Source organism: Ruegeria sp. BB7, from assembly GCF_056539365.1.
Genome location: NZ_JBQFUV010000004.1, coordinates 161,508 through 185,770, shown reverse-complemented (window position 1 = coordinate 185,770; position 24,263 = coordinate 161,508). Strand labels below are relative to the sequence as shown.

The 24,263-nt window shown below is 58.3% G+C and carries 26 protein-coding genes; 12 read left to right on the top strand and 14 right to left on the bottom strand.

The window, feature by feature from the left end:
- The first annotated feature begins 53 nt into the window (after positions 1–53).
- Positions 54–860, top strand: coding sequence for a mechanosensitive ion channel family protein (locus ACR0D7_RS10155; protein ID WP_480678908.1), 807 nt, complete (start codon positions 54–56; stop codon positions 858–860).
- 188 nt (positions 861–1,048) lie between these two features.
- Here the strand turns inward: ACR0D7_RS10155 and ald are convergent, their stop codons facing one another.
- A complete protein-coding gene (gene ald / locus ACR0D7_RS10150; protein ID WP_170385592.1) occupies positions 1,049–2,164 on the bottom strand; it encodes an alanine dehydrogenase in 1,116 nt (371 codons plus the stop codon).
- A 137-nt stretch (positions 2,165–2,301) separates the two neighbouring features.
- On the opposite strand from ald, the gene ACR0D7_RS10145 reads away from it, so the two are divergent.
- Positions 2,302–2,760, top strand: coding sequence for an Lrp/AsnC family transcriptional regulator (locus tag ACR0D7_RS10145; RefSeq protein WP_480678907.1), 459 nt, complete (start codon positions 2,302–2,304; stop codon positions 2,758–2,760).
- Between the two features lie 2 nt (positions 2,761–2,762).
- Here the strand turns inward: ACR0D7_RS10145 and ACR0D7_RS10140 are convergent, their stop codons facing one another.
- Complete coding sequence (locus ACR0D7_RS10140; RefSeq protein WP_480678906.1) at positions 2,763–3,602, bottom strand: CPBP family intramembrane glutamic endopeptidase; 840 nt, start codon at positions 3,600–3,602, stop codon at positions 2,763–2,765.
- A 290-nt stretch (positions 3,603–3,892) separates the two neighbouring features.
- Between ACR0D7_RS10140 and ppk2 the strand changes: the two genes are divergently transcribed.
- Complete coding sequence (gene ppk2, locus ACR0D7_RS10135; RefSeq protein WP_170385600.1) at positions 3,893–4,810, top strand: polyphosphate kinase 2; 918 nt, start codon at positions 3,893–3,895, stop codon at positions 4,808–4,810.
- Positions 4,811–4,941: 131 nt separating this feature from the next.
- Here ppk2 and ACR0D7_RS10130 read toward each other — a convergent pair whose 3' ends face one another.
- On the bottom strand, positions 4,942–5,946 hold the full coding sequence (locus ACR0D7_RS10130; RefSeq protein ID WP_480678905.1) for a CAP domain-containing protein: 1,005 nt from the start codon (positions 5,944–5,946) through the stop codon (positions 4,942–4,944).
- A 297-nt stretch (positions 5,947–6,243) separates the two neighbouring features.
- A complete protein-coding gene (gene rpsU, locus ACR0D7_RS10125) occupies positions 6,244–6,450 on the bottom strand; it encodes a 30S ribosomal protein S21 (RefSeq protein ID WP_005614280.1) in 207 nt (68 codons plus the stop codon).
- Positions 6,451–6,561: 111 nt separating this feature from the next.
- Here rpsU and ACR0D7_RS10120 point away from each other — a divergent pair, with 111 nt between their 5' ends.
- On the top strand, positions 6,562–7,254 hold the full coding sequence (locus ACR0D7_RS10120) for a COQ9 family protein (protein ID WP_480678904.1): 693 nt from the start codon (positions 6,562–6,564) through the stop codon (positions 7,252–7,254).
- 55 nt (positions 7,255–7,309) lie between these two features.
- Complete coding sequence (locus ACR0D7_RS10115) at positions 7,310–8,296, top strand: NAD(P)H-quinone oxidoreductase (RefSeq protein ID WP_480678903.1); 987 nt, start codon at positions 7,310–7,312, stop codon at positions 8,294–8,296.
- A gap of 22 nt (positions 8,297–8,318) precedes the next feature.
- Here the strand turns inward: ACR0D7_RS10115 and ACR0D7_RS10110 are convergent, their stop codons facing one another.
- Positions 8,319–9,176: a DUF2189 domain-containing protein gene (locus tag ACR0D7_RS10110; protein ID WP_480678947.1), complete on the bottom strand. Its 858-nt coding sequence runs from the start codon at positions 9,174–9,176 to the stop codon at positions 8,319–8,321.
- A gap of 192 nt (positions 9,177–9,368) precedes the next feature.
- Here ACR0D7_RS10110 and ACR0D7_RS10105 point away from each other — a divergent pair, with 192 nt between their 5' ends.
- Entirely contained in the window at positions 9,369–10,352 is a 984-nt protein-coding gene (locus ACR0D7_RS10105) for a quinone oxidoreductase family protein (RefSeq protein WP_480678902.1), read from the top strand.
- Between the two features lie 132 nt (positions 10,353–10,484).
- Here ACR0D7_RS10105 and ACR0D7_RS10100 read toward each other — a convergent pair whose 3' ends face one another.
- The 8 genes from ACR0D7_RS10100 to ACR0D7_RS10065 form a co-directional block, all read right to left on the bottom strand.
- Positions 10,485–10,958 carry a YHS domain-containing (seleno)protein gene (locus tag ACR0D7_RS10100; RefSeq protein ID WP_170385615.1) on the bottom strand — a complete coding sequence of 158 codons (474 nt, stop codon included), beginning with the start codon at positions 10,956–10,958 and terminating at the stop codon, positions 10,485–10,487.
- 195 nt (positions 10,959–11,153) lie between these two features.
- Positions 11,154–11,423, bottom strand: coding sequence for a hypothetical protein (locus ACR0D7_RS10095; protein ID WP_480678901.1), 270 nt, complete (start codon positions 11,421–11,423; stop codon positions 11,154–11,156).
- Entirely contained in the window at positions 11,420–12,025 is a 606-nt protein-coding gene (gene plsY / locus ACR0D7_RS10090; protein WP_480678900.1) for a glycerol-3-phosphate 1-O-acyltransferase PlsY, read from the bottom strand. The genes ACR0D7_RS10095 and plsY overlap by 4 nt, the downstream gene beginning before the upstream one ends.
- The gene (gene pyrC / locus ACR0D7_RS10085; protein WP_480678899.1) at positions 12,025–13,305 is read right to left on the bottom strand and encodes a dihydroorotase; all 1,281 of its coding nucleotides are present in this window, start codon (positions 13,303–13,305) and stop codon (positions 12,025–12,027) included. The genes plsY and pyrC overlap by 1 nt, the downstream gene beginning before the upstream one ends.
- On the bottom strand, positions 13,302–13,763 hold the full coding sequence (locus tag ACR0D7_RS10080) for a hypothetical protein (protein ID WP_480678898.1): 462 nt from the start codon (positions 13,761–13,763) through the stop codon (positions 13,302–13,304). Before ACR0D7_RS10080 ends, pyrC begins: the two co-directional genes overlap by 4 nt.
- Complete coding sequence (locus ACR0D7_RS10075) at positions 13,760–14,146, bottom strand: hypothetical protein (RefSeq protein WP_480678897.1); 387 nt, start codon at positions 14,144–14,146, stop codon at positions 13,760–13,762. Before ACR0D7_RS10075 ends, ACR0D7_RS10080 begins: the two co-directional genes overlap by 4 nt.
- The gene (locus ACR0D7_RS10070; protein ID WP_480678896.1) at positions 14,131–14,649 is read right to left on the bottom strand and encodes a hypothetical protein; all 519 of its coding nucleotides are present in this window, start codon (positions 14,647–14,649) and stop codon (positions 14,131–14,133) included. The genes ACR0D7_RS10075 and ACR0D7_RS10070 overlap by 16 nt, the downstream gene beginning before the upstream one ends.
- On the bottom strand, positions 14,646–15,581 hold the full coding sequence (locus tag ACR0D7_RS10065; RefSeq protein WP_480678895.1) for an aspartate carbamoyltransferase catalytic subunit: 936 nt from the start codon (positions 15,579–15,581) through the stop codon (positions 14,646–14,648). Before ACR0D7_RS10065 ends, ACR0D7_RS10070 begins: the two co-directional genes overlap by 4 nt.
- A 774-nt stretch (positions 15,582–16,355) precedes the next feature.
- Between ACR0D7_RS10065 and ACR0D7_RS10060 the strand changes: the two genes are divergently transcribed.
- From ACR0D7_RS10060 to ACR0D7_RS10035, 6 genes are all read left to right on the top strand, one after another.
- On the top strand, positions 16,356–17,120 hold the full coding sequence (locus ACR0D7_RS10060; protein WP_480678946.1) for a uracil-DNA glycosylase: 765 nt from the start codon (positions 16,356–16,358) through the stop codon (positions 17,118–17,120).
- Positions 17,120–17,719, top strand: coding sequence for a metallophosphoesterase family protein (locus tag ACR0D7_RS10055; RefSeq protein WP_480678894.1), 600 nt, complete (start codon positions 17,120–17,122; stop codon positions 17,717–17,719). The genes ACR0D7_RS10060 and ACR0D7_RS10055 overlap by 1 nt, the downstream gene beginning before the upstream one ends.
- On the top strand, positions 17,716–18,336 hold the full coding sequence (locus ACR0D7_RS10050) for a LysE family translocator (RefSeq protein WP_480678893.1): 621 nt from the start codon (positions 17,716–17,718) through the stop codon (positions 18,334–18,336). Before ACR0D7_RS10055 ends, ACR0D7_RS10050 begins: the two co-directional genes overlap by 4 nt.
- A 6-nt stretch (positions 18,337–18,342) precedes the next feature.
- The gene (gene moaB, locus ACR0D7_RS10045; protein WP_480678892.1) at positions 18,343–18,885 is read left to right on the top strand and encodes a molybdenum cofactor biosynthesis protein B; all 543 of its coding nucleotides are present in this window, start codon (positions 18,343–18,345) and stop codon (positions 18,883–18,885) included.
- 106 nt (positions 18,886–18,991) lie between these two features.
- Positions 18,992–20,440: an efflux RND transporter periplasmic adaptor subunit gene (locus ACR0D7_RS10040; RefSeq protein ID WP_480678891.1), complete on the top strand. Its 1,449-nt coding sequence runs from the start codon at positions 18,992–18,994 to the stop codon at positions 20,438–20,440.
- A 5-nt stretch (positions 20,441–20,445) separates the two neighbouring features.
- A complete protein-coding gene (locus ACR0D7_RS10035) occupies positions 20,446–23,847 on the top strand; it encodes an efflux RND transporter permease subunit (RefSeq protein ID WP_480678890.1) in 3,402 nt (1,133 codons plus the stop codon).
- Here the strand turns inward: ACR0D7_RS10035 and ACR0D7_RS10030 are convergent.
- Positions 23,844–24,263, bottom strand: coding sequence for an NUDIX hydrolase (locus ACR0D7_RS10030; protein ID WP_170573773.1), 420 nt, complete (start codon positions 24,261–24,263; stop codon positions 23,844–23,846). The genes ACR0D7_RS10035 and ACR0D7_RS10030 overlap by 4 nt on opposite strands.

Here is a 24,263-nt window from a genome sequence, read left to right as displayed (position 1 = left end):
CGCCAAATCCCGCGCAAAAGGCGCGGGTTTCTTGTTGTTGAAAGGAGATGCGCGTGGATGAGGTCGTAACACAGGTGGGCGTGTTTGCCCCGTTGATCATAAGCGCGGTAAAGGCGCTGGTCGTTCTTGTCCTCGGTTGGATTGTGGCTGGTGCAGTCGGGGGCGTCGTGCGCCGCCGGATCAATTCGACCCCAAAGATAGACCCGACACTGGGCAATTTCACGGCCAGCTTGGTCAAATGGGCCATTCTGGCGATGGTTCTGGTTGCCGTACTGGGAATCTTCGGGATCGAGGCCACCAGTATCGTTGCCATTCTGGGTGCTGCGTCGCTGGCGATTGGTCTGGCGCTGCAGGGAACCCTCAGCGATCTGGCCGCCGGTGTCATGCTGGTGGTGTTCCGCCCCTACAAGCTGGGCCAGTATGTCGATATCGGTGGCACCGCGGGGACGGTGAAGGACCTGAACCTGTTCACCACCGAATTGGTGACGCCGGACAATGTGCAGATCATTGTGCCGAACGGTCAGTCTTGGGGCTCTGTGATTACCAACTATTCGGCTCACGACACGCGGCGTGTCGATCTGGTGTTCGGTATCGATTATGGCGACAGCGCTGATGAGGCGATGAAGATCATTCTGGATATCGCCAAGGCGGATGGGCGTATACACAGCGACCCAGAACCTTGGGTGCGCGTCACCAATCTGGGTGACAGCTCGGTAGACCTGACCGCCCGCCTGTGGTGTGCGGCGGCAGATTATTGGGATGTGAAGTTCGAAATCACCAAAGCGGTAAAAGAGGCGTTCGATGCCAAAGGCGTGTCGATTCCGTATCCGCATTCGGTGGAAATTCACAAGCAGGCGTAAAGTCTTCCGCCTGTCGGTCAGGTATTGATATTCCCTTGTTGGGTCGGGCACTGCGCGAAGGCGCGGTGCCCTTTTTATGTGTTCTACTGTTAGGCCAGAAACAAAAGCGCCGCGCTTTTGGCGCGGCGCTATGCCCAATTCTGTAAAGCGCCCTTTGGAAAAGGACGCTTTCAGAGGCGGGAGCTCTCTTAGTTCAGCAGAGTTGTCGGATCGACAACGTCGATGTTGAGGGCGGTGCCGACGGCTTCGTAGGTCAGCTTGCCGGCGTGGACGTTCAGACCTGCCAGCAGGTGTGCATCGTCCTTGCAGGCCTGTTTCCAGCCCTTGCTTGCCAGCGACAGCATGAACGGCATGGTCGCGTTGCCCAGTGCGATGGTGGACGTACGAGCAACCGCGCCGGGCATGTTGGCGACGCAGTAGTGCATGATGCCGTCAACTTCGTAAACCGGATCGGCGTGAGTGGTTGCCTTCGAGGTTTCGAAGCAGCCACCTTGGTCGATCGCAACGTCAACCAGAGCCGCGCCGGGCTTCATGGTCGACAGCTGTTCGCGGGTTACCAGTTTGGGGGCAGCCGCACCGGGGATCAGAACCGCACCGATGACCATGTCAGCGGTCTGGATCAATTCAGCAGTGGCACCAGCGGTCGAGTACTGGTTCTTGAAAGTGCCGCCAAACACGTCGTCGAGGTAGCGCAGACGGGGCAGAGAGCGATCCAGAATGGTGACATCCGCGCCCATGCCTGCAGCGATCTTTGCAGCATGCGTGCCGACAACGCCGCCGCCGATAACGACGACTTTGGCAGGGCTCACGCCCGGAACGCCACCCATCAGAACGCCACGACCGCCATTTGCCTTTTGCAGGGTCCACGAGCCAACCTGCGGTGCAAGGCGACCTGCAACTTCGGACATGGGGGCCAGCAGTGGCAGACCACCACCAGGTGCCGTGACGGTTTCATATGCAATCGCGGTACAACCCGATTCCAACAGGTCGTTGGTTTGATCTGGGTCGGGTGCCAGGTGCAGATAGGTGAACAGCAGCTGGCCTTCGCGCAGCATCTTGCGCTCAACCGCCTGCGGTTCCTTGACCTTGACGATCATGTCAGCTGTGGCGAACACTTCTTCGGCGGTATCGACGATCTGCGCACCAACTGCGATATAGTCGTCGTTTTCGAAACCTGCGCCAATCCCGGCATTGGTTTCGATCACCACCTCATGACCACGCGCGATGGCCTCTTGCGCGGCGTTGGGTGTCATGCCGACGCGGAATTCCTGAGGTTTGATTTCCTTGGGGCAACCGATTTTCATTTTTGTTCCTCCGTTCATAAACTGCTTAAATAATGGGCGATCCTGGCCGCAATTTCTGTGAAACTCTGCCCGGGAATTGGCTTTTTTTCGGGAAATTTTCGACTATATTAACAGAATCTCGCAAAGGAATTGCGTAAATGAGCATCGACACGACTGATAGAAAGATTCTCGCAGCCCTGCAGCGGGATGGCCGGATGTCGAATGCAGAGCTGTCCGAGCAGGTCAATCTGTCTCCCTCGGCCTGCCACCGGCGGGTGCAAAGATTAGAGGCGGACGGTTATATCCGCAACTCTGTGGCGCTGTTGGATGCGCGCAAGATGAGCGTGCCCACGACGGTGTTTGTCGAGATTACCCTGCAGGGGCAGGCCGAAGAAGTTTTGAACGCATTTGAAAAGGCCGTGGCCCGCATTCCCGACGTGCTCGAATGCCACCTTATGGCAGGTACAGCGGATTACATCCTGAAAGTTGTTGCCGAAAACACCGAGGATTTTGCCCGCATCCACAGACAATATCTATCACGGTTGCCCGGAGTGGCGCAGATGCAAAGTTCGTTTGCCCTGCGCACGGTGTTCAAGACGACTGCTTTGCCGGTATAGCGCTAGACCGGGCCCGGATACGTGAAAAGGGCTAGATGCAAAGCGTTGAAGCCGAAATGCATCAAAACCGGTACCCAAATTCGACCGGTTGCATAATACCCCAATCCACAGGCTGCCCCGAGGATCGAGGCGAACACAACCAGAGCCGCCCCACCGCCCGCGTGGGCCAGGCCGAACAACAGGCTGGCAACTGAGATTCCCACTACTGAACCGGTTTTCGGGATAACGGCTGATTGCAGATAGCCACGAAAAAAAGCCTCTTCTGTCAAGCAAGTCAGAAACAAGTTTGACAGTGCAAAGATAAGCCACCAAGCGGGCAGGCCGATTTCGGGCCGAACCGCGCCCGATATAAGGCCCAGTCCAAACAGGGTAGGCAGGGCCAATAATCCAATTCCCAAAAGGCCTCTTCTGGTTAGCTTTGCGCTTTGGGTTATCCTGGGCCAGGCCAGTAAAACGGCGAATAGAACCAGCGGTTTGTCCAGGTTGAGATACATAGAAAACTCAGAGCTTTCTGGCCCGGCCCGAACTTGATCCAGAACCAAAAGGTTATGGAAGCCGGGGACCAGATGCACCCCCAACGCAAGGCACCACAAAATCAGCGCCAGATGGCCAATAAGGGCCGCAGGCCCGCTGAGACGGGATAAGACCGCTGCACCCAATAGTCCTGCTACTGCAATCGCCGCAGCCAGAGGTGTCGCCAACCCAAGCACCAGAGCGATTCCCCCGAATACTGCAAGCAGGGTTAGGCCCATCGCCTGGTGGCCCGAGATCACACTGATTTGGCCAGCAATCAGTATAAGCCAAGGCCAGATTGCGGGCAGCAAGGACAGAAAATGTGCCACGGTCACCTCATGGTTCGACCGGAGCACTTGTGCCGTCTCAAAGTAACCGATTGCAAGTATCCTTACGGCGGGTTTACGCCAAACCGTTGGCAATGCGGCAATTCTGACGCTTGCTTCCTCTTACTGTTAGGCTCAGATTTCCAGTAAGACCGAACCCCTTTTTTCATTACCTTGCCTCATCACCGTTTGCGGTCTCGCTTGGGGCGGGGCTATTATCAATTCCTCTGATGACATCAGGCGGTTACACGCGCGATTTACAGTCCGACCCGACAGACGATAAGGATAAGATCTTGGTTTACGAAAATAACGATGCCCCCAAGGACTGGCTGGAAGCCGAGTTGGAAGACACGCTCGACGAAGATTTCGAGATTGAGTTCAGCGAACCGATGCTTTCAATGGAGGTTCGCAAGATTTACAAGGACCAGCACCCGGATATGCTGGACCGCAAGGTCTATTTCCGCAATCTGCTGCGCCTTCAGGCCGAGCTGATCAAGGTGCAAGATTGGGTGCAGCATACCGGGGCCAAAGTTTGCATCCTGTTCGAAGGTCGCGACAGTGCCGGTAAAGGCGGGGTGATCAAGCGGATCACTCAGCGGCTGAATCCACGTGTTGCGCGGGTGGTTGCCCTGCCTGCGCCCAGCCGCCGGGAGCAGAGCCAATGGTATTTCCAGCGCTATGTCCCGCATCTGCCTGCGGCCGGTGAGATCGTGCTGTTCGACCGGTCCTGGTACAACCGCGCCGGGGTCGAGCGGGTGATGGGCTTTGCCAGTGACGATCAGGTCGAACAGTTTTTTCAGGACGTTCCCGAATTCGAACGGATGTTGGTGCGCTCGGGGATTATCCTGCTGAAATACTGGTTCTCGATCACGGATGAAGAACAGCAGTTGCGATTCCTTATGCGCATCCACGACCCAATGAAGCAGTGGAAACTGTCGCCGATGGATTTGGAATCCCGCATCCGTTGGGAGGCCTATACAAAGGCGAAAGAGGATATGCTTTTCCGCACCAATATCCCCGAGGCGCCGTGGTATATTGTCGAAGGCAACGACAAGAAGCGCGAGCGTCTGAACTGCATCGAACACCTGTTGACCAAGATCCCCTATACGGATGTCCCGCAGGAAAAGGTCAACTTGCCGGATCGTAAATATAACCCGGAATATGAACGCCGCGTTCTGCCGGACGAACTGCACGTGCCCAAGATTTACTGATCACAACAAAATGCCCCGGTGTCGGGGCATTTTCTTTGTGTTCCCGTGTCCTTCGGGAACGACTGAATCCTGCGTGGAATGATCGCGAAAGGGGCTGCGACGCATCCTGAGGATGCGCCGCTGTCTGCGTATCAGATAAAGTCCATCATGCATCCGCTGTCAAAAGCGATCGGCTCGAAGAAAGTGTCCATAGGGTTTGGCTCCTCGCCCGGTGCGCCTTCGGGCGCGGATGGTGCGTCGTCGCAAATGCCCCAAGTCAGCAGGAAATCATCATCGTCCGCTGGTTCTGATGCATCCATTTTGAATTCGTCGACCAGTATCAGTAAATCGTTCACGAAGTTTTCGATTGCAGCAAGGAAGATTTCAACGTCGAAGCACTCAAAGGTGGAGTCACCTGATTCTGTGACGTCAGTACCCGGAGTTTCCTCCTCCGGCTCCTCGGTTTCTGTGATGTTTGTATCGGGAGTTTCTTCGACTGGTTCCTCGGTCTCGGTGACGTCAGTGTCCGGTGCTTCCTCGTCTGGATCGTCGGTTTCGGTGTCCTCTGTATCGGGCGTAACGTCGTCCGGGTCTTCGGTCTCAGTGACGTCGGTGTCTGGTATGTCGTCGTCCGGCTTTTCGGACACCGGGTTTTCGGGTTCCGCCACGTCGTCCGTGGGCGGGGTTGGGGTGGCACCGTTGTCCAGCACCACTTCGGCATCTGTGGTGGCAAAGTTCTGGGTCACCATGACGGCGTCCCATCCATTGTAGTCGCCCTCTTCAATTCCGATTCCGATAAATTCGTAATCGGGGTTCAGAATGTTGGCGCGGTGGCCGGGGCTGTCCATCAGGCTTTGATGCAGCTGTTCGACGTCATCGCTGATGCCTTCGGCGCCGCGTTCCGATTGCCATGCGATGTTCTCGCCCGAGCGCCAGTTGCCGGTGAAATCGAACCCGGCATCCTCCATCCGTTCTGTTGCGCTGGAACCGCCCGAGCCTGTGTGGCTGAAGGTGTCGGTGTTCAGCATCCAGGTGCTGTGATCCTCGGCCGAGTCGTTCAGCTGTGTTTCCAATTGCAGCGGGTTTAGCCCACGGGATGTGCGCTCGTCGTTGATCAGCGCCAGCATTTCTTGCTCGAATGTACTTGCAGTCGACATTGTTGCCTCCGTTTGAATGGTCGTCTGGATAGACGAGGCCAGTTACAGGGGGCGTCGGAAGAACGGATAGAGCTGTTGAACTTTTAGGGGAATTTCAGCGCAGGGACGCTACCTAAGCGAGATTCGCTGCGCTGCAAAATGCCGAGCAAAATGGTGCTGAAACGGATTTGGCAGCTTGTCGCACACGGCTGTGGCTGATTCGGCGGATTACAACCGGTGCTTGAAACGACAAACCCCCGGGCGGGGCCTCGGGGGTCGTCAAATAGTGTCATCCAAAGCTGGACGAGCGTCAGGTGCTTAGAGCAAACCTTCGCGCTGTGCTTTCTTACGTGCCAGTTTACGGGCACGGCGGATCGCTTCAGCTTTCTCGCGCGCTTTTTTCTCGGACGGTTTCTCGAAATGTTGCTTCAGCTTCATTTCACGGAACACGCCTTCGCGCTGCAGCTTTTTCTTCAGGGCACGAAGCGCCTGATCGACGTTATTGTCGCGAACACTAACCTGCATGTGGTTGTCACCACCTTTCTAGATAGAGTTGCAAGGAAATTGCAGGAGTTGGCCGTATAGCAAAGCCGGTCTAACTTGTCTAGTACTGGTCCCCAGAACCGGAGAACCGCCATGACAGTGACCTATGAAGATGCAAAACAACAGCTTTTGGACGCGATTCTGACCCATGTACCCTTTGATGGCTGGTCCGAGACCAGCTTTCGCGCGGCGATCGCCGATTGCGATTTGGATGACGGTCTGGCGCGCGCGATCTGCCCCCGTGGCGCGGTTGATCTGGCGCTGGCATTCCACGCACGCGGGGATGCGGCCATGGTAGAGCGTCTAAAATCCACCGACCTGAGCGAGCTGAAATTCCGCGACCGCGTGGCCGCCGCCGTCCGGTTCCGGCTTGAGGCTGTCCCAGACAAGGAACTGGTGCGCCGGGGCATGACATTGTTTTCGCTGCCAACCCATGCGGCGGATGGCGCAAAGGCGCTGTGGCAGACCTGCGATCTGATCTGGGATACGCTGGGCGATACCTCGGATGATGTGAATTGGTACACCAAGCGCGCGACCTTGTCCGGGGTCTATTCCTCGACCCTGTTGTTCTGGCTGGGGGATGATTCGCCGGATTACCAGAAAACATGGGCATTTCTGGACCGTCGCATCGACAACGTCATGCAATTCGAAAAGCTCAAGGCGCAGGTGAATGGCAATCCGCTGTTCAAACCGTTTCTGGCAGTGCCGAACTGGTTAGCCAGTCAGGTGAAGCCCCCTGTGAAAATGCGGGATGATCTGCCCGGGATGCTGAACCCGCGCAAGTAAGCATCTGGGCCTTCCAGAAATTGCCTGCTAGGCATTGGGCAAAGGAGATTTGCCCATGACCCAGATGATGCGCGCTGTTGAGATCACCGAACCTGGTGGTCCCGAAGTTCTGCAACTGACGACCCGCCCGATGCCCGAAGCGACGCAGGGCCAAGTGGTGATAAAGGTTGCTTATGCCGGGGTGAACCGCCCAGATGCGCTGCAACGCGCTGGCTCTTACAACCCGCCGCCGGGTGCCAGCGATCTACCGGGGCTGGAGGTTTCGGGTGAAGTGGTCGCCATCGGGGCCGGGGTTGATTCCCTGTCTTTGGGGGACAATGTCTGCGCGTTGGTGCCGGGCGGGGGGTACGCCGAATATGTGGCAGCCCCTGCGGCCCATTGTTTGCCAATCCCATCGGGCATGAACATGAAAGAAGCTGCCTGCTTACCCGAGACCCTATTTACTGTCTGGTCGAACGTCTTCACTCGCGGCGGTCTGAAGGCCGGTGAACGGTTTCTGGTTCATGGTGGCTCGAGCGGGATTGGGACAACGGCGATCCAACTGGCCAATGCCTTTGGTGCCCGCGTCTTTGCCACCGCCGGATCGGATGAGAAATGCGAGGCCTGCGTCAAGCTGGGTGCCGAGAAGGCGATAAACTACCACGATGAGGATTTCGTTGGGTTGATGCGGGCCGAGGGTGGCGCGAACCTGATCCTCGATATGGTGGGTGGCGACTATATCCCACGTAACATTAAGGCGCTGGCGGATGATGGGCGTCTGGTGCAAATCGCATTCCTGCAGGGGCCGGTGGTTAAAGTGAACTTTGCCCATGTAATGATGCGCCGCTTGACTATTACAGGCAGCACCTTGCGCCCGCAAAGTGATCTGGCCAAGGCAAGGATTGCTCAGGATCTGCGAGAGGCGGTCTGGCCACTGCTGGACGCCGGGAGAATTGCGCCCGTGATGGACAGTGAGTTCGCGCTAGCTGATTCCGCCGCCGCGCATGCACATATGGAAAGCTCAAAACATATCGGCAAGATCGTTTTGAACGTGGCGGGTTAACCTGAACAGGACACGGGCCGTTTCAGGCGACGGCCCGGCGATACAGGTGCCATGTGGCGTGGCCCAGTACCGGCATAACGACGATCAGACCCAGAAGCATCGGAATCGCACCGATAGCCAACATCGCGGCGACGATGAAGCCCCATGCCAGAATGACGCTCGGATTGTGGCGCAGCACCCGGACCGAGGTCACAACCGCCACTGGCAGACCCACTTTGCGGTCCAGCAGTAGCGGAAAACTGACCACACTAATCGCCAGCGCGACCAGGGCAAACAGGAAGCCTACAGCGTTGCCGAATATGATCATCGTCCAGCCTGCGCCTGTGGTGAACACCTGCGTTACGAACGCGCCGAAGGATGTGGGCAGGTCAGGGCCAAGCGTGTGGACAAAAATGCTCTGCGCGACCATCAGCCAGATCAACAGCCACATGACCAGATAAAAGCCCAGCATCAAAATTGCCCCGAATGAGGGCGATCGGAACACACCGAACGCGTCCAGCCAATGCACGTCGCCTCCATGTTCGCGTTTGCGGCTGATTTCATACAGGCCTACTGCAGCAACAGGGCCAATCAGGGCAAATCCCATAATCAGTGGGGCCAGCAATGGCACCATGTTGCGATTCAAGCCAAAGCCAAACATCAACAAGCCCGCGATGGGGTAGATCAGGACGATGAATATGGCATCGGCACGAGTTTCCAGAAAATCGTTATAACCCGCCCGCAAACAGGCTTTCAGATCCTGCATTGTCAGGGTCTGCACCACCGGCAAGTGCCGTGTATCTGCGCTGCCGATGCGGTTCACGCTTTCTGCTATGTGATCGCCGGTCGCACTGATGTTTCTAGCGGCCCAGCTGATCGGGTTTCCAATCGTTTTGGCCATCATTTTCCTCTCCCTTTGCATTGCAGCGCAGCAGAGTGGATCCGGAGACAGTTACCTTTGGCCGGACCAGCCAGCAACGCCCGACGAATAGTATAGCACATTTTTTCACCTTGCGGTTGCGTGATGCAGATTCGAGCCGATTGCCCTTATTTTCAGGCGTGTTAGCTTGGGGTCAGGCAACAGGAGGTCAGCATGCAGCAAACGGCAAGAACCGTCGTCATTCATGAACACGGCGGCCCCGAAGTTCTGAAGATCGAAGACCGCTCCGTGGGCGATCCCGGCCCCGGTGAGGTCCGTATCCGCCACCACGCCTGCGGGCTGAATTTCATTGATGTTTATCAGCGGACGGGGCTTTACCCGTTAAGTCTTCCGCACCCGCTGGGCATGGAAGCCGCTGGCGTAATTGAAGCCGTCGGCGAAGGGGTAACCCATCTTGAGCCCGGCCAGCGCGCAGCCTATGCCGCCGCGCCTGCCGGGGCCTATTCTGAGGCGCGCGTGATGAATGCCGCACAGGTGTGCCCGTTGCCTGATGGGATTTCTTACGACGCGGCAGCGGCAATGATGCTCAAGGGGATGACGGTTGAATATCTGTTTCACCGAACGACACCGCTAAAGCGCGGCGACACAGTCTTGTTTCATGCAGCTGCGGGCGGCGTCGGGTTGATTGCCTGCCAGTGGGCCAAATCAGAAGGGATCACTCTGATCGGTACGGCCGGGACGGACGACAAATGCAGCCTGGCGAAGTTCAACGGCGCGGCCCATTGCATCAACTATCGCACCGAGAACTTTGCCGAGAAGGTGGCCGAGATCACCGGCGGCGAAGGAGTGGATGTGGTGATGGACTCGATCGGGGCCAGCACGTTCAACGGATCTCTGGATAGTCTGAAACCACTGGGGATGATGATTTCCTTCGGTAATGCCTCGGGGCCAGTGCCGCTTATGGATATCGGGATTTTGGCCAAGAAGGGGTCGCTTAAGATCACGCGGCCAACCCTGTTCACCCACATTGCCGATAGCGCGGTCTGCCAGGCGATGGCCCGGCGTCTGTGTGGCAAGGTCGGGGGTGGAGAAGTTAAGATTCATATTGACCAGCGTTTCCCGCTGGATCAGGTGGCTGACGCGCATCGTGCGCTTGAGGCCCGGCAAACCACCGGCAGCACGGTATTGGAACTGTAAGGATGGTCGGCCCGGCGGCATCATGCCGGGCCTGATTTGCCCCAGTATCTAACGGCGCCTCAGGCCCAGAACGGGAAAACAGAAAACGGCGACGGGGGACCCGTCGCCGCAGTGTTGTTAGACGTCAGAGGGTTACTGCTGCAACTCTGCCGGAGTTTTGTCAGCAATGGTTTCCCAGTTGGTGCTGGCCTGCTCGATAAAGCCCGGGATATCACCTTCCCAACGTTCCTGAATGTCTTTCGACAGGTTCAGGTACAGCTTGTTGTCAACGATTTTCCAGTGGGTCGGGTCGCCGTCGAATTTGAAGCCCATCGCAGCGCCGAAGGCACAATAGCCGCCATATGCCGGCAGGTATGCTTCTGGGTTGGCTTCAAACGCAACTTTGTTTTCTTCGTTGGCAAAGCGGTACAGCGCGTCATTGTGCAGTGCAGTGATGCGATAGTCGCCTTTGGCTGGTGCGCCTTCGGTGAAATAGGCAACAGGGTCGTAGCCCTGCATTGCCAGACCGGTCGAGCTTGCGTTCAGCTCAACGCCTGCGGCCAGCGCCGAGCTTGCAATTGCGACGGACAGGGCAACGCCGCCCAGAATGGATTTGAACTTGTTCATTTGTTTCACCTTTCGTGAACTGAAATACCGGATGACGCAGAAAATTGCGCTTTGGTATCCCGTTGAGATTGTTATGTCCGAACGGCAATTGCCCGGTACGATCCCTAACTGGGCAGCGCTTTGATCACGTTCAAAGCAATCAATTGTGATTGTGCGGATACAAAGAGAGGCTGTTCAAAAATGCGCGAAGTGGCGTCATTCGTCGGGCTTAAATGCCAGCACGAAGTCGATGACTTTTTCTGAAGACATCTCGCATGGCCTCAACAATGCTCCGCTGTCGCGTGTCAGATAGAGGTTGAGGCTGATGTAGTCGGTTCCGCCGAATTCGTGCGCGACCAATTTGTGGGATTTGCCCGAAACCTGTTCTGACCGGCTGACAATGTAGCGACGGCCATTGCTCTGCCCCGTCGATGATCCCGACGGGATGGCGAAGAACGCAGACAGGAAAGAGTCAGGTGCGGTCAAGACTGGCCGATTTTTGGCTCGGTGCCTGCCTTGATCCGGGCCAGATTGGCGCTGTGGCGCCAATAGACCAGCAGGGTCAAAATAATGCCCAGCAAGAAGGTAGAGCCATCAGTCAGCACAATGACCCAGATGGTCGAAAAAGCCGCAGCGAGGAGTGCTCCGAGGGACGAAATCCTCCAGATAGCGGCAGCCACTAACCACGTCAGGCAGCACGCCACGCCCACGCGCCAGTCCAGTGCCAACCACAAACCCAGAAACGTGGCTACGCCCTTGCCGCCCTTGAAGCTTAGCCAGATGGGAAAGCAATGGCCCAGAAACGCGGCCAATGCGGCAATCTGGGCGGCGTCTTCCCCAGCTAATGCGCGCGCCAGCAGCACGGCCACCGCGCCTTTTGCTGCGTCGAATATCAGTGTCAGTGCAGCCGCGGCCTTGTTGCCGGTACGTAAAACATTGGTCGCGCCGATATTGCCGGACCCGATATTGCGCAAATTGCCCAGCCCCATAACTTTGGCAATGATCATGCCAAAAGGGATCGAGCCCATCAGATAACCAAGCGCGGCCCAGAGGATAAGCTGGGTTATCGAACTGTCGAAGGGGGGCATCAGGATCTCCGGTAAACTTCTTGGCCTGCAACATAAGTTGCTGTGACCTTACCCTGCATCCGCTGGCCGTCAAACGGTGTGTTCTGCGATTTTGACTTTAGTGAAAACCGGTCCAGTACAAAGGGCACATCCGGGTCGAATAGCACCAGATCGGCGGGTGCACCTTCGGTTAGGCGACCGCAGTCGAGCCCCAGTCGATTTGCCGGGTTCAGCGCCATGGCCCGGAACAGGGTCGGCAGGTCCAGCTGCTCCGAATGATACAGGCGCAGAGCCGCTGGCAGCAGTGTTTCCAGTGCCACTGCGCCCGAGGCCGCCTCTTCAAACGGCAGGCGCTTGCTTTCCTCGTCCTGCGGCGTGTGCATGGAACTGATTATGTCGATCAGCCCAGTCCGCACTGCCTCGATCACCGCTTGGCGGTCGTCCTCGGACCGCAGCGGCGGCTTGACCTTGAAGAAGGTGCGATAATCGGCGACGTCCAATTCATTCAGCGTCAGGTGGTGGATTGAGGTTCCCGCAGTGATGTCCAACCCGTTGCGCTTGGCACGTTCCAGCGCGGGCAGGGCGCGTGCGGTGGTGATCTGATCGGCATGGTATTTGGCGCCGGTCATCTCTAACAGAGCGATGTCACGGTCCAGACCCATCCGCTCGGCCATGGGCGAGACGGCAGGCAGCCCACGCAGGGTGGCGAATTTGCCGCTGGTGGCGGCTGCTCCGGCGCTGAGAACGGGTTCTTGCGGGTGCGCGATAACCAGTGCGCCGCATGAACGGGCATAGGTCAGGGCGCGGGAAAATACCTTGGTATTGGCCACGACATGGTCGCAATCAGTAAACGCAACCGCTCCGGCATCCTGCAGGAAGCCGATCTCGGTCATCTCACGTCCCTCACGGCCTTTGGTCAAAGCCGCCATTGGCAGCACGTTGACCGGCGTATCCGCCTGCGCGCGGCGGGTGACGAACTCCAGGCTTTCCGGCGTATCAATGGCGGGGCTGGTATCGGGGCGAGTGATAATGGTGGTCACACCCCCCGCTGCCGCTGCCAGACCAGCCGATTTATAGCTTTCCTTGTGGCGCTCGCCCGGTTCGCAGACCTTTACGCCGATATCGACAATGCCGGGCGCCAAGCACTGGCCGCCGCAGTCGACGATCTGTGCATCCGACGCGGGGGCATTTCCATCGCCCCGCGCGGTAATCCGACCATTGCTCACGTTTAGCCAGCCCAGGCTGTCGGTGCCGGATTCCGGGTCAATCAGGCGGGCGTTTGTGAAAAGAGCGTCAGTCATTTCGTGGCCTCTTGGGCTTGGTGCAATGCCTTCAACGCGGCATCCGGGTTCAATAGGTGCTCAAACGAGAAATACGGGTGGCCGTCAAAGGCCACTCCTTCGCGTTTTTCTGAGAAATGGAGGAAGCGATCGATTGTCAGGTTTTTCGATTTGATGTGCTTGTTGATTTCCCAAGCGTTTTGCGAGGTCACTACGTAGTAGCGAGACGTTCGGGTATAGCGATCTCCAAAGAGCACGAAACCAAAGAAACCCGTGCAAAGAAGCAGCTTCCAAAAGTCCCAGGGTGTTTCAATGATCCAGGGGCTGGCAAGCCACACCCCTACAGTCAGAACGATCATACTCTTGTACAGTTGTTTGAAACGCGACGGGAAAAACGCCTGATCAGGCTGGCCAAACCACAAAACCTCTTCATCCCTGGGAATTTGCGCTTGCCACCAACCGTCTTTGGAATCAGTCATCCAATCGCCCTTTCGATTGCGGCCTTGGTGGCGGCTGGGTCTGCCTGGTATTTGATCAGGTGCTTGTCACCGCCTTTGGTGACGATCTGGACAAAGCTGCCCATGGTATTGACGGCCTTGATCTGATTCAGCGCGACCTTGCGGGGACCGGGGCCGGTTAGGGTGGTCTCGGTCATTTCCCATGTGGCGACCAGTTCTTCCGAGGCCAGATACCATGCGCGAAAGCCTATGGCGGCAAGGCCCGCAGGTGCGCCAGTCCAGGGATAGGGGTTGCCGATCAGCCATAGGACGATCATTGCCCCCGCCATCGCAACGGCGGCCATCCATGCGTTGGTGCGGATATAGGCCCCTTTATCAGGAGCGAAAGTCACAGGATCAGCCACAGGGCACCTCCGATGGCCAAAAGTATTACCAGTGCCAGAACCGCCGAGCCAATGCGGCGGGGTTTATCGTCTTGTGGTGCGGTCTGAGGGGCCGAGTACGGTTTCGCGCTTTCGGCTGCGATTGGTCCACCGGTCCAGTTGGTCGCCTCTTCCGTGAAAGGGCCAAAAAGGTGCAGCCGCCGGTCAGGGATCAAAGTGGCCGCGCGCCCACCAAAGGCTGCGCTGCGAACCACCATGACCCAACCTGTTATAGCGTCGAGCGCAATGCGATCCAGCTGATCGGCCGACACACCGCAGCCTTCATTTAGATAACCGTACAGCCCAAGATCTTCGAGGTCGGAGACAGGGAAGACATCGATTTGATTCATATCCAACCCAGCGACCCCCAGAACTTGATCGGCGGCACCGGGCTCGCGCAGGAACTTCGCCTCTTCTGGACGCATGTTCAGCGCGAACAGGCGGATCACGCCATGTTCATGAGGGGCTACGGCCAGATCGTTCATGCGGCCTCGCGCAGGTTGCGGGCCAGCAGTTCCATTGCAGCCATTCGAACGGCGACGCCCATCTCAACCTGTTCCTGAATGACGGATCGGTTGATGTCATCAGCTAGCGTGCCGTCGATCTCGACCCCGCGGTTCATCGGACCGGGGTGCATGACGATGGCGTTGGGCTTGGCTTGCGCCAGCTTGGCGGCGTCCAGACCATAGCGGTGGTAGTATTCGCGCTCGGATGGAATAAAGCCGCCATCCATCCGCTCTTTCTGAAGGCGCAGCATCATCACGACGTCAACGTCTTTCAGGCCCTCGTTCATGTCATCGTAGATCTCGGCGCCGAACTCGGAAAAGTGGCCGGGCACCAGTGTGGGTGGGCCGATCAGGCGAATACGGTTTTCCATCTTACCCATCAGGATCAGGTTCGACCGCGCGACGCGCGAATGCGCGACATCGCCGCAAATGGCGATGTTCAGCCGGTGCAGGCGACCTTTGGCGCGGCGAATGGTCAACGCATCCAGCAGCGCCTGCGTTGGATGTTCGTGCTTGCCATCGCCCGCGTTTAGCACGGCGCAGTTCACTTTTTGCGCCAACAGGTCGACCGCGCCGGAATGCGGATGCCGTACCACCAGCAGATCGGGATGCATCGCGTTCAGGGTCATTGCCGTGTCGATTAGGGTCTCGCCCTTTTTGATCGAGCTGGCCTGCATCGCCATGTTCATTACATCCGCACCCAGCCGCTTACCTGCAATTTCAAAACTCGCCTGGGTACGGGTTGAGTTTTCGAAGAACATGTTGATTTGCGTCAGCCCCGACAGCACGTCGGAATGCTTGGTCGACTGGCGGTTCATGTCGACGTATTTCTCGGCCAGATCAAGAATGGCGGTGATATCGGACTGCGACAGGTGCTCGATGCCAAGAAGGTGACGATGGGCGAAACGCATGGGCGGGCTCCTGTCTGACAATCGGGCTGCTTATAAGAAGGTCCGTGCGCCTAGGCAACCTAAGGATCAGAGCCTTTGGGCAGTTTCTCGCACCCGCCATCGGGCAGACATTGCTCGCCGGGTTTACACCACTTGCCATAGCCGCAGTCCACAGCCTTGATTGGTACACAGCCCTGTTGTTCGGAACATTTAAAACCGGGGCGGCACTGCGAGCCCGTTTCCTCGCATAGGAACCAGCCGGGGCGAGTGCATCCGCCACCTGGCAAACAGGATGAACCCGCCGAACAGGACTGGCCATCGTCGCAAAGCGTGGGCAAGCTTTGCGTCGCCGTGTTCGGGTCAAACTCAGGCGAGGTGCGTTCGCATTCGCCCCGCGCGTTACAGAAGGTTCCTCCCGGGCAATCCAGACGCGAGGTGCATTTGTTTGCGCCGGCAGGTGCACACCGTGTTCCGCCTGCCACGCAGCGTTCAAACGGCCCACAGGTGCGCCCTCCGCCGCAATATGTTCCTCCCAAGGGAATACAGTGGCCGTCAAAGCTGCATCGTTGTCCGGCTGAACAGCATCTTGCGCCGCACTGAACTTGTCCGGCGCGGCATTGGCCGTTGCGATCGAAGAGTTGCGCAAAGACAGGGCCGCTGAGTGTGATCAGCAGCAGAGTAATCAGGAGGAATCGCAAAGTTATCAGCATGAATAACTCAATGCTCGGTGCGACGGGTCGCCCGATCAAGCCCTATTCGCTTTCCCTCGATCAAAAGCCGGTTAGATTGAGGGGTATGGAATCGGCTTTGGATTATCATACTGCGCGGGCGCTGCTGGAATGGCAGATCGAACTGGGCGCAACGGATGCAATCGGCGACGCGCCGATTGACCGTTATGCGTTGCCCGACACCGCGCCCAAAGCCAAAAAGCCTGCCGCAGTAAAGGCCGCGCCGGAAAAGCCCAAGCAGGTGGATCCGGTTGTTGTAGCGAAATCTGCCGCCAATGGTGCCGGATCGCTGGATCAACTGCGCGCGGCGATGGACGCGTTTCAGCATTGCGAGTTGAAACGAGGTGCGCGGCAACTGGTCTTTGCCGACGGCACACCGGGCGCGCGGGTCATGATCATTGGTGAGGCTCCGGGCCGCGAGGAAGACCGCGAGGGAAAACCCTTTGTCGGGCGTGCGGGGCAATTGCTGGACCGGATGCTGGCGGCAATTGATCTGGATCGCACCCAGAACGTGTATATCACCAACGTACTGCCGTGGCGGCCGCCACAGAACCGCGACCCCAAACCGGAAGAGATCGGCATGATGAAGCCGTTTCTGGAACGGCATGTGGCGCTGGCCAAACCCGAAGTTCTTGTCATCATGGGAAATATCAGCTGTCAGGCGGTGTTGGGCAAACGTGGTATCACCCGGCTGCGCGGGAAGTGGGAACAGGCGCTGGATTTGCCGGTGATTCCGATGTTTCACCCCGCATATTTGCTGCGCCAGCCGCAGATGAAGCGGCAGGCTTGGGCCGATCTACTGGAACTGAAAGCTCGGTTGGAGGGCACGTGATGCGTATCCTAGCGTTTTCCGATTTGCATATGGCACGCAACCGCGCTGCCGAGGTCGTCGCCGCCAGCACCGAGGCCGATTTGGTGATCGGTGCCGGAGATTACTGCAACATGCGACAGGGTTTGGATGCAGCTATGGAGATGCTGTCAGGCATCACTGCACCGTTGGTGTTGGTCCCCGGAAATGCCGAAAGCGCCGGAGAGTTGACCGACGCCGCGCCCGAGGGAGTGCATGTGTTGCATGGTACCGGTATGACGGTTGATGGTCTGCGCCTGTTTGGTTTGGGGTACGGGGTGCCGGTCACGCCCTTTGGCGACTGGTCATGCGACATGACGGATGCCGAGGCCGCTGAGCTGCTGGACCGTTGCGATGCTGCCGACATTCTAATCGCGCATTCTCCGCCCAAGGGGCACGGCGATATTACGTCTATGGGTGATGCGGTGGGGTCGGTGGCCGTGCGCGACGCGGTGGAACGGCTGCAGCCGCAATTTGCGCTGTGCGGCCATATCCATGACAGCTGGGGTTATCGCGGCACAATCGGTCGTACTCAGGTCGCTAATCTGGGTCCCAAAGTAAACTGGTTCGAGGTCACTTTATGATAGAAACGGTCACTCTGCTGGCATTCATTCCGGCAGCCCTTGCGCTGAATTTCACCCCCGGCGCCGATATGATGTTCTGCTTTGGTCAGGGCTTGCGCTCTGGTTCCCGACCGGCGTTGGTGGCAAGTGCTGGTATCTCTCTGGGGTTGATGGTCCACGTTTTGCTTGCCGGTTTGGGTCTGGGTGCGGCGGTAAACAGCTTGCCGTGGCTGTTCGATGTGATCCGCTGGATGGGTGTGGCTTATCTGCTGTACCTCGCCTGGGGTGCAATCCGGAACGGAGCGGTGTCCGCCGAAGCCCCGACAAAGCCCACAAGCCACGCGTTTCGCGATGGGATGATTGTGAACCTTACCAATCCCAAGGTCATCCTGTTCGTGCTGGCCTTCATCCCGCAATTCGTAAACCCTGCCACCGGCCCGATCCTACCACAGTTCCTGATCTTCGGCTTGATCATTGCGCTGGGCGGCTTCGTAGTGAATGGGCTGGTGGGTATTTTTGCCGGCGGCGCGGGAAAGGTTCTGATCTCGAACCCGCGTGCCTCGCGTATTATGGGCTGGGTGACCGGGGGGATTTTCACCGCCCTCGCCGTCCGACTTGCCATCATGGAAAGGGCCTGACGCCACATGTCGCGCATTGACGAAAGCATGGAATTTATTCCGGTCCGGATCGCCGTTCTGACGGTCTCGGACACGCGGTCGCTGGACGAAGATCGCTCGGGCCAGACATTGGTGGACCGGATCGAACGCGCGGGCCATGCGGTGGCCGATCGCAAGATCATCCGCGATGAGCGCAATGAAATCGCAGCGCAGTTGCAGCTGTGGGTTAGCGATCCCGAAATCGACGTTGTGATCTCGACCGGCGGCACCGGTTTGACGGGTCGCGACGTGACGGTCGAGGCGCACCGGGATGTCTATGAAAAGGAAATCGAGGCATTCGGCATCGTATTCACCATCATTTCGATGGAAAAGATCGGTACATCCGCCGTGCAATCCCGTGCCACGGGCGGCGTGGCGCAAGGGACGTACCTATTCGCACTGCCAGGCAGTCCGGGTGCTTGCAAGGATGCTTGGGACGGGATTTTGGAAAAACAATTCGATTACCGCCACCGACCCTGCAATTTTGTGGAAATAATGCCCCGATTGGACGAACATCTGCGACGGAAGTAGACTGGTTGCGCGTATAACAGTTCGTAACCGCTTTGTGGCTTGGCATTTTTCTAGGTGCGGCTACCTTTTGCACGTAGCAGCCTGATGCGACCGGGGTAAGTGATTGATGCGATTTCTGAGGCAAAGCCTTGTAGGTATCTTTCTGGCGTTTCTGACGCTGGCCTTGGTATTTGTTGCGGTGCAACTGGTCACCAGCGCGGTGCAAGAGGCGTTGAACCGCGAAAGCGAGCCTCCGGAAGCACGCGAACGTATTTTTGCCGTTAGTGTTCAACCCGCCGAGCTTGAGACCGTAACACCCTATCTGGAAGCCTTTGGCGAAGTACAAAGCCGCCGCCGATTAGAGTTGCGCGCGGCGCTGGGCGGACGTGTCATTACTCTGGCAGATGACTTTGAGGATGGCGGTGTCGTCGCGGCAGGCGAGGTTCTGGTTGAGCTTGACCCGGCCGACGCGCAATCGGCGCTGGATCGCGCCAAGTCCGACCTGCTGGATGCACAATTCGAAGAACGCGATGCCGAACGCTCGCTGCTGCTGGCGCAAGACGAGTTGAACTCGGCCGAGGCGCAGGCGAGTTTGCGTGGGCGCGCGTTGCAGCGCCAAAAGGACTTGCAGAGCCGTGGGGTGGGCACGCCCGCTGCCGTTGAAGAGGCGGAACTGGCCGAAGCGGCGGCCCAGCAAGCGGTTCTGGCTCGCCGCATCGCGTTGGCGCAGGCGGAATCCCGGGTGGATCAGGCCACAACATTGCTGGCCCGCGCACGGATTGCACTTGAAGCCGCTGAACGTGATCTGGATGACATGACGGTTCGCGCGCGATTTAGCGGAACTTTGACCGATGTGACTTTGGTCGAAGGGCGTCTGGTATCTGCGAATGAAAAGCTTGCCGAACTTGTGGACCCCAACGCACTTGAGGTCGCGTTCCGCGTTTCAACGGCGCAGTTCGTGCGATTGTTGGACGCCGAGGGTGAATTGATCGACGCGCCGGTCACGGTATCCCTTGAGGTGACAGGTGCGGATCTGATGGCCACAGGTCGTATCAGCCGTGATAGCGGATCGGCGGGCGAGGGGCAGACAGGTCGCCTCATCTATGCCCGCTTGGATGACGCACCGGGGTTCAAACCCGGCGATTTTGTCACGGTCACAGTCGAGGAGCAACCGCTGGACAATGTTGTGCGCCTACCTGCATCGGTTCTGGATGCAGCGGGCACGGTTCTGGTGTTGGGCCCCGATGACCGGCTCGAAGCGTTGCCGGTACAGTTGATCCGTCGTCAGGGCGACGAGGTGCTGCTGCGTGGGCAGGGGCTGGCCGGGCGCGAAGTGGTGGTGGGCCGGACGCCTTTGCTGGGCGGCGGGGTCCGGGTGAGGCCACTGCGGGTTGAGGCGAGTGCTGATCCCGATATGGTTGAACTGTCCGAGGAACAGCGCGCCCAGCTGATGGCGCGGGTTGAAGCCAGCGATCAGATGCCCAATGACGTCAAGGCTCGCGTTTTGGGGCAACTGAGTGAGGCCAGGGTTCCTGCCTCACTGGTGCGTAGTATCGAGACGCGGGCTGGAGGGTAAGCGCCATGATGCGCGAAATCCCCGGAGCGGCGGGCGGTATTCTCAGCTACTTCACTCGTCATCGGACGGTGGCCAATCTTTTGTTACTGGTGATGCTGGTTCTGGGTGCAGCTGCGATCCCGGCCATGCGTGCGCAATTTTTCCCCGACGTGATCCTTGAACGTGTCGACGTGAATGTTGAATGGGACGGTGCCGGTCCAGAGGACGTGGACAACGGAATCGTGCAATTGCTGGAACCGGCACTGTTGGCGGTCGAAGGGGTGGCCAGCACGACATCGACCTCGCGCGAAGGGCGCGCCAGTATCCGGCTTGAGTTCGAACCCAACTGGGACATGTCGCGCGCCGTAGATGAGGTTCGAACCGCTGTCGATGGCGTGACAAACCTGCCCGAGGATGCCGAAGAACCCTCGATCCGGCGCGGGGCGTGGCGGGATCGGGTGACGGATGTGGTCGTGACAGGCCCGGTCGACCCGGACCAACTGGCCAAGTTCACCGACGAATTGATAACCCGTCTGTTCGCGGTTGGTGTGACCCGTACCACGATCCGGGGGGTTGCCGCCCCGCGCGTGGTCGTCGAGGTGCCGACGGCGCAATTAATCGCAAACGACATCACGTTGAACGAGATTGCTCAGGCCATCGCGGCCGAGGCCATGGCCAATCCGGCGGGTGATGTTACCGGGGCCAATGCTCGCATTCGCACCGGCACCGAAAAACGTACGCCGGAAGAGATCGAGGGTATCGCTCTGCGCAATTTTGCTAATGGCTCCAAGCTGTATGTGGGCGATGTTGCGACTATTCGGGTCGAAGGGGTTAATCGCAACCGCAGTTACTTTGTGGGCGAAAACCCGGCCATGTCCGTGCGCGTTGACCGCTCGAACCAAGGTGATGCCATCAAGATACAGCGCACGGTCGAGGAAGTGGTGGGCGAGCTTCAGGCCATCCTGCCCGAAGGCGTGACGATCGAACTGATCCGGACCCGTGCGCAGGCAATCACCGACCGACTGGATATTCTGGTCGACAACGGGCTGGTAGGCCTGGGCCTAGTGGTCTGCCTGCTGTTTCTGTTCCTGAACGCGCGCATTGCCTTTTGGGTTGCTGCGGGTATTCCGGTGGCGATGTCGGCGGCAATAGCGTTCATGTATATTGGTGGGTTGTCGATCAACATGATTTCGTTGTTCGGGCTGATCATTACGCTGGGCATTGTGGTGGATGATGCCATTGTCGTAGGCGAGCACGCCGATTTCCGCTCGCGACGGCTGGGCGAGGCCCCTGTTGTGGCCGCCGAACGAGCAGCGCGCCGGATGGCGATGCCGGTATTTGCCGCCACACTGACCACGGTGATTGCCTTTTTCGGCCTTACCGCAATTGGCGGTCGGTTCGGTGAGCTGATCTATGACATCCCGTTTACGGTAATCGCGGTGCTGATCGCGTCGTTGATTGAATGTTTCCTGATCCTGCCCAACCACATGGCCCATGCCATCGCGCATTCGGCCAAGGAACATTGGTATGACTGGCCCAACCGCGTAGTCAATCGCGGCTTCCGCTGGGTGCGGGATCACTTGTTCCGCCCGTTGATCGCTTGGGTTGTCTGGGCGCGCTATGTGGTCGTGGCGATAATGGTGGTGATACTGGCCAGCCAGCTAGCGCTGTTCATAAAAGGTGACGTGAACTGGCGGTTCTTCAACGCGCCTGAACGTGGCTCGGTCACCGGAAATTTCATCATGGCCGAAGGCGCTACTCGCGAAGATTCGCTTGCTATGATGCACGAAATCCAACGCGCCGCCGAAGAACTGGGCCAGATTTACGAAGAACGCCATGGTCGCAACCCGATCGACTATGTTCTGGCCGAGGTCGGCGGCAACGCCGGATGGTTCAATCCGCCCGCGGCAGAGGGCAAGGATCAGGATCTTCTGGGCGGGATTTCAATCGAGTTGATCGACGCCGATCTGCGCCCCTATTCCAGCTTTGAATTCGTAGGCGAATTGCAGGACTTCGTGCCGCGCCACCCCAAGGTCGAACTGCTGACCTTCCGTGGTTGGCGCTCGGGTCCCGGCGGCGATGCGATTGACGTGCAGTTTTACGGCTCTGATGTGAATACGCTCAAGGCCGCGTCTGAGGATTTGCAGGCCGAGCTGTCAAAATACCCCGAAGTGTCCGCGCTGGAGGATAATCTGGCCTATGACAAGGAAGATTTCATTCTGGACTTGACCGCCAAGGGGCAGGCACTGGGCTTCCGTATCGAAACGCTGGGCCGTGTGTTGCGCGACCGGCTGAACGGGATTGAGGCCGCGACCTTCCCCGACGGCCCGCGCAGCTCTGAAATCCGTGTGGAACTGCCCGAGGGTGAGTTGACCGCCGATTTCCTGGAACGCACCCTGATGCGCACGCCGGACGGGGTCTATGTTCCGCTGGCCGATATCGTCTCGGTCGAGCGTAAATCGGGTTTCTCGGCCGTGCGGCGTGAAAACGGCCTGCGGGTGATTTCTGTAATCGGCGACATTTCAGAAGATGATCCGGCCCGTGCGGCAGAAATTGCCCGAGCTTTGAGTGATGAGATCCTGCCCAATATCGCCGCCGAACGGCAGGTCGAATGGCAGATGGCGGGTCTGAGCGAGCAAGAGGATGAATTCCTGACCGAGGCACGCACTGGCCTGATCCTGTGCTTGACTGGCATCTATCTGGTGTTGGCTTGGGTCTTTGCCAGCTGGACGCGGCCTTTGGTGGTCATGGCGATCATTCCGTTTGGTTTGGTGGGTGCGATCTGGGGCCATTACATCTGGGATGTGCCACTAAGCATGTTCACCGTGATAGGTTTGTTGGGGATGACCGGGATTATCATCAACGACTCGATTGTGCTGGTCACGACCATCGACGCCTATCAACAAGAGCGTGGGCTCGTGCCATCGATTGTCGAGGGCACAGCAGACCGGTTGCGCCCGGTCATGCTGACGACGCTGACCACGGTTCTGGGGCTGACACCGCTTCTCTATGAGGGTTCGCAGCAGGCGCAATTCCTCAAACCCTCGGTGATCACGTTGGTTTACGGGCTTGGCTTCGGAATGCTCTTGGTGCTGTTGCTGGTACCTGCGCTGCTGGCTATTCTGAATGACCTGTCGCGTCCGATGACTGCGATGCGCCGGGCGCTGCGGGCGCCAGATCGGGTGGTGCAAGGTGCAGTGACGGCCACCGGGCTGGCGTTGTTGCTATGGTTCGGAGTGACAATGGTCTGGCCGGTGTCTGCAGGTGCTCCGATTGGTGTGCTGTCAGAGCTTTATGGGGGCGAAGAAAGTGTCGCGGCGCTGCGCATGGGGCTGGTTGCCTTTGTCGCCGGTGCGCTGCCGATCCTGTTGTTGAGCATCGTGCTGTCCAGCCTGCTTTACGTACGCATCCGAGGGCGCGCAGCCTAGCAGCGGCGCAGAGCTGTTTCCAGCAGATCAGTGACACGATTGCTCATGGGCAGATCGCCTTGTCGAATCTGTTCAACGGGAAACCAGCGTGCATCCAGTGCATCGTCCCCGGCCAATGGGCTTCCCGATTGGTAGTGACAGGCGACACCGACCAGCAGGTAATGCGACTGCACTGCGCCGTCTTCGCCGTGTCGTAGCAGGTCCAGATTATCGAGGTAGTGCAGTGGTTCGGCAATGACCGAGGTTTCCTCATGCAGTTCCCGCTGCGCGGCCTGCATGACGGTTTCGCCCCATTCCACGTGGCCACCGGGAAACCCCCACAGCCCCGCGTCAGGTTGTTTGCTGCGTTGCACCAGAAGCACTTTGGCGTCGTGTACAACAACAGCCAATGCTCCGATCTTTGGGGATTTCTCCAT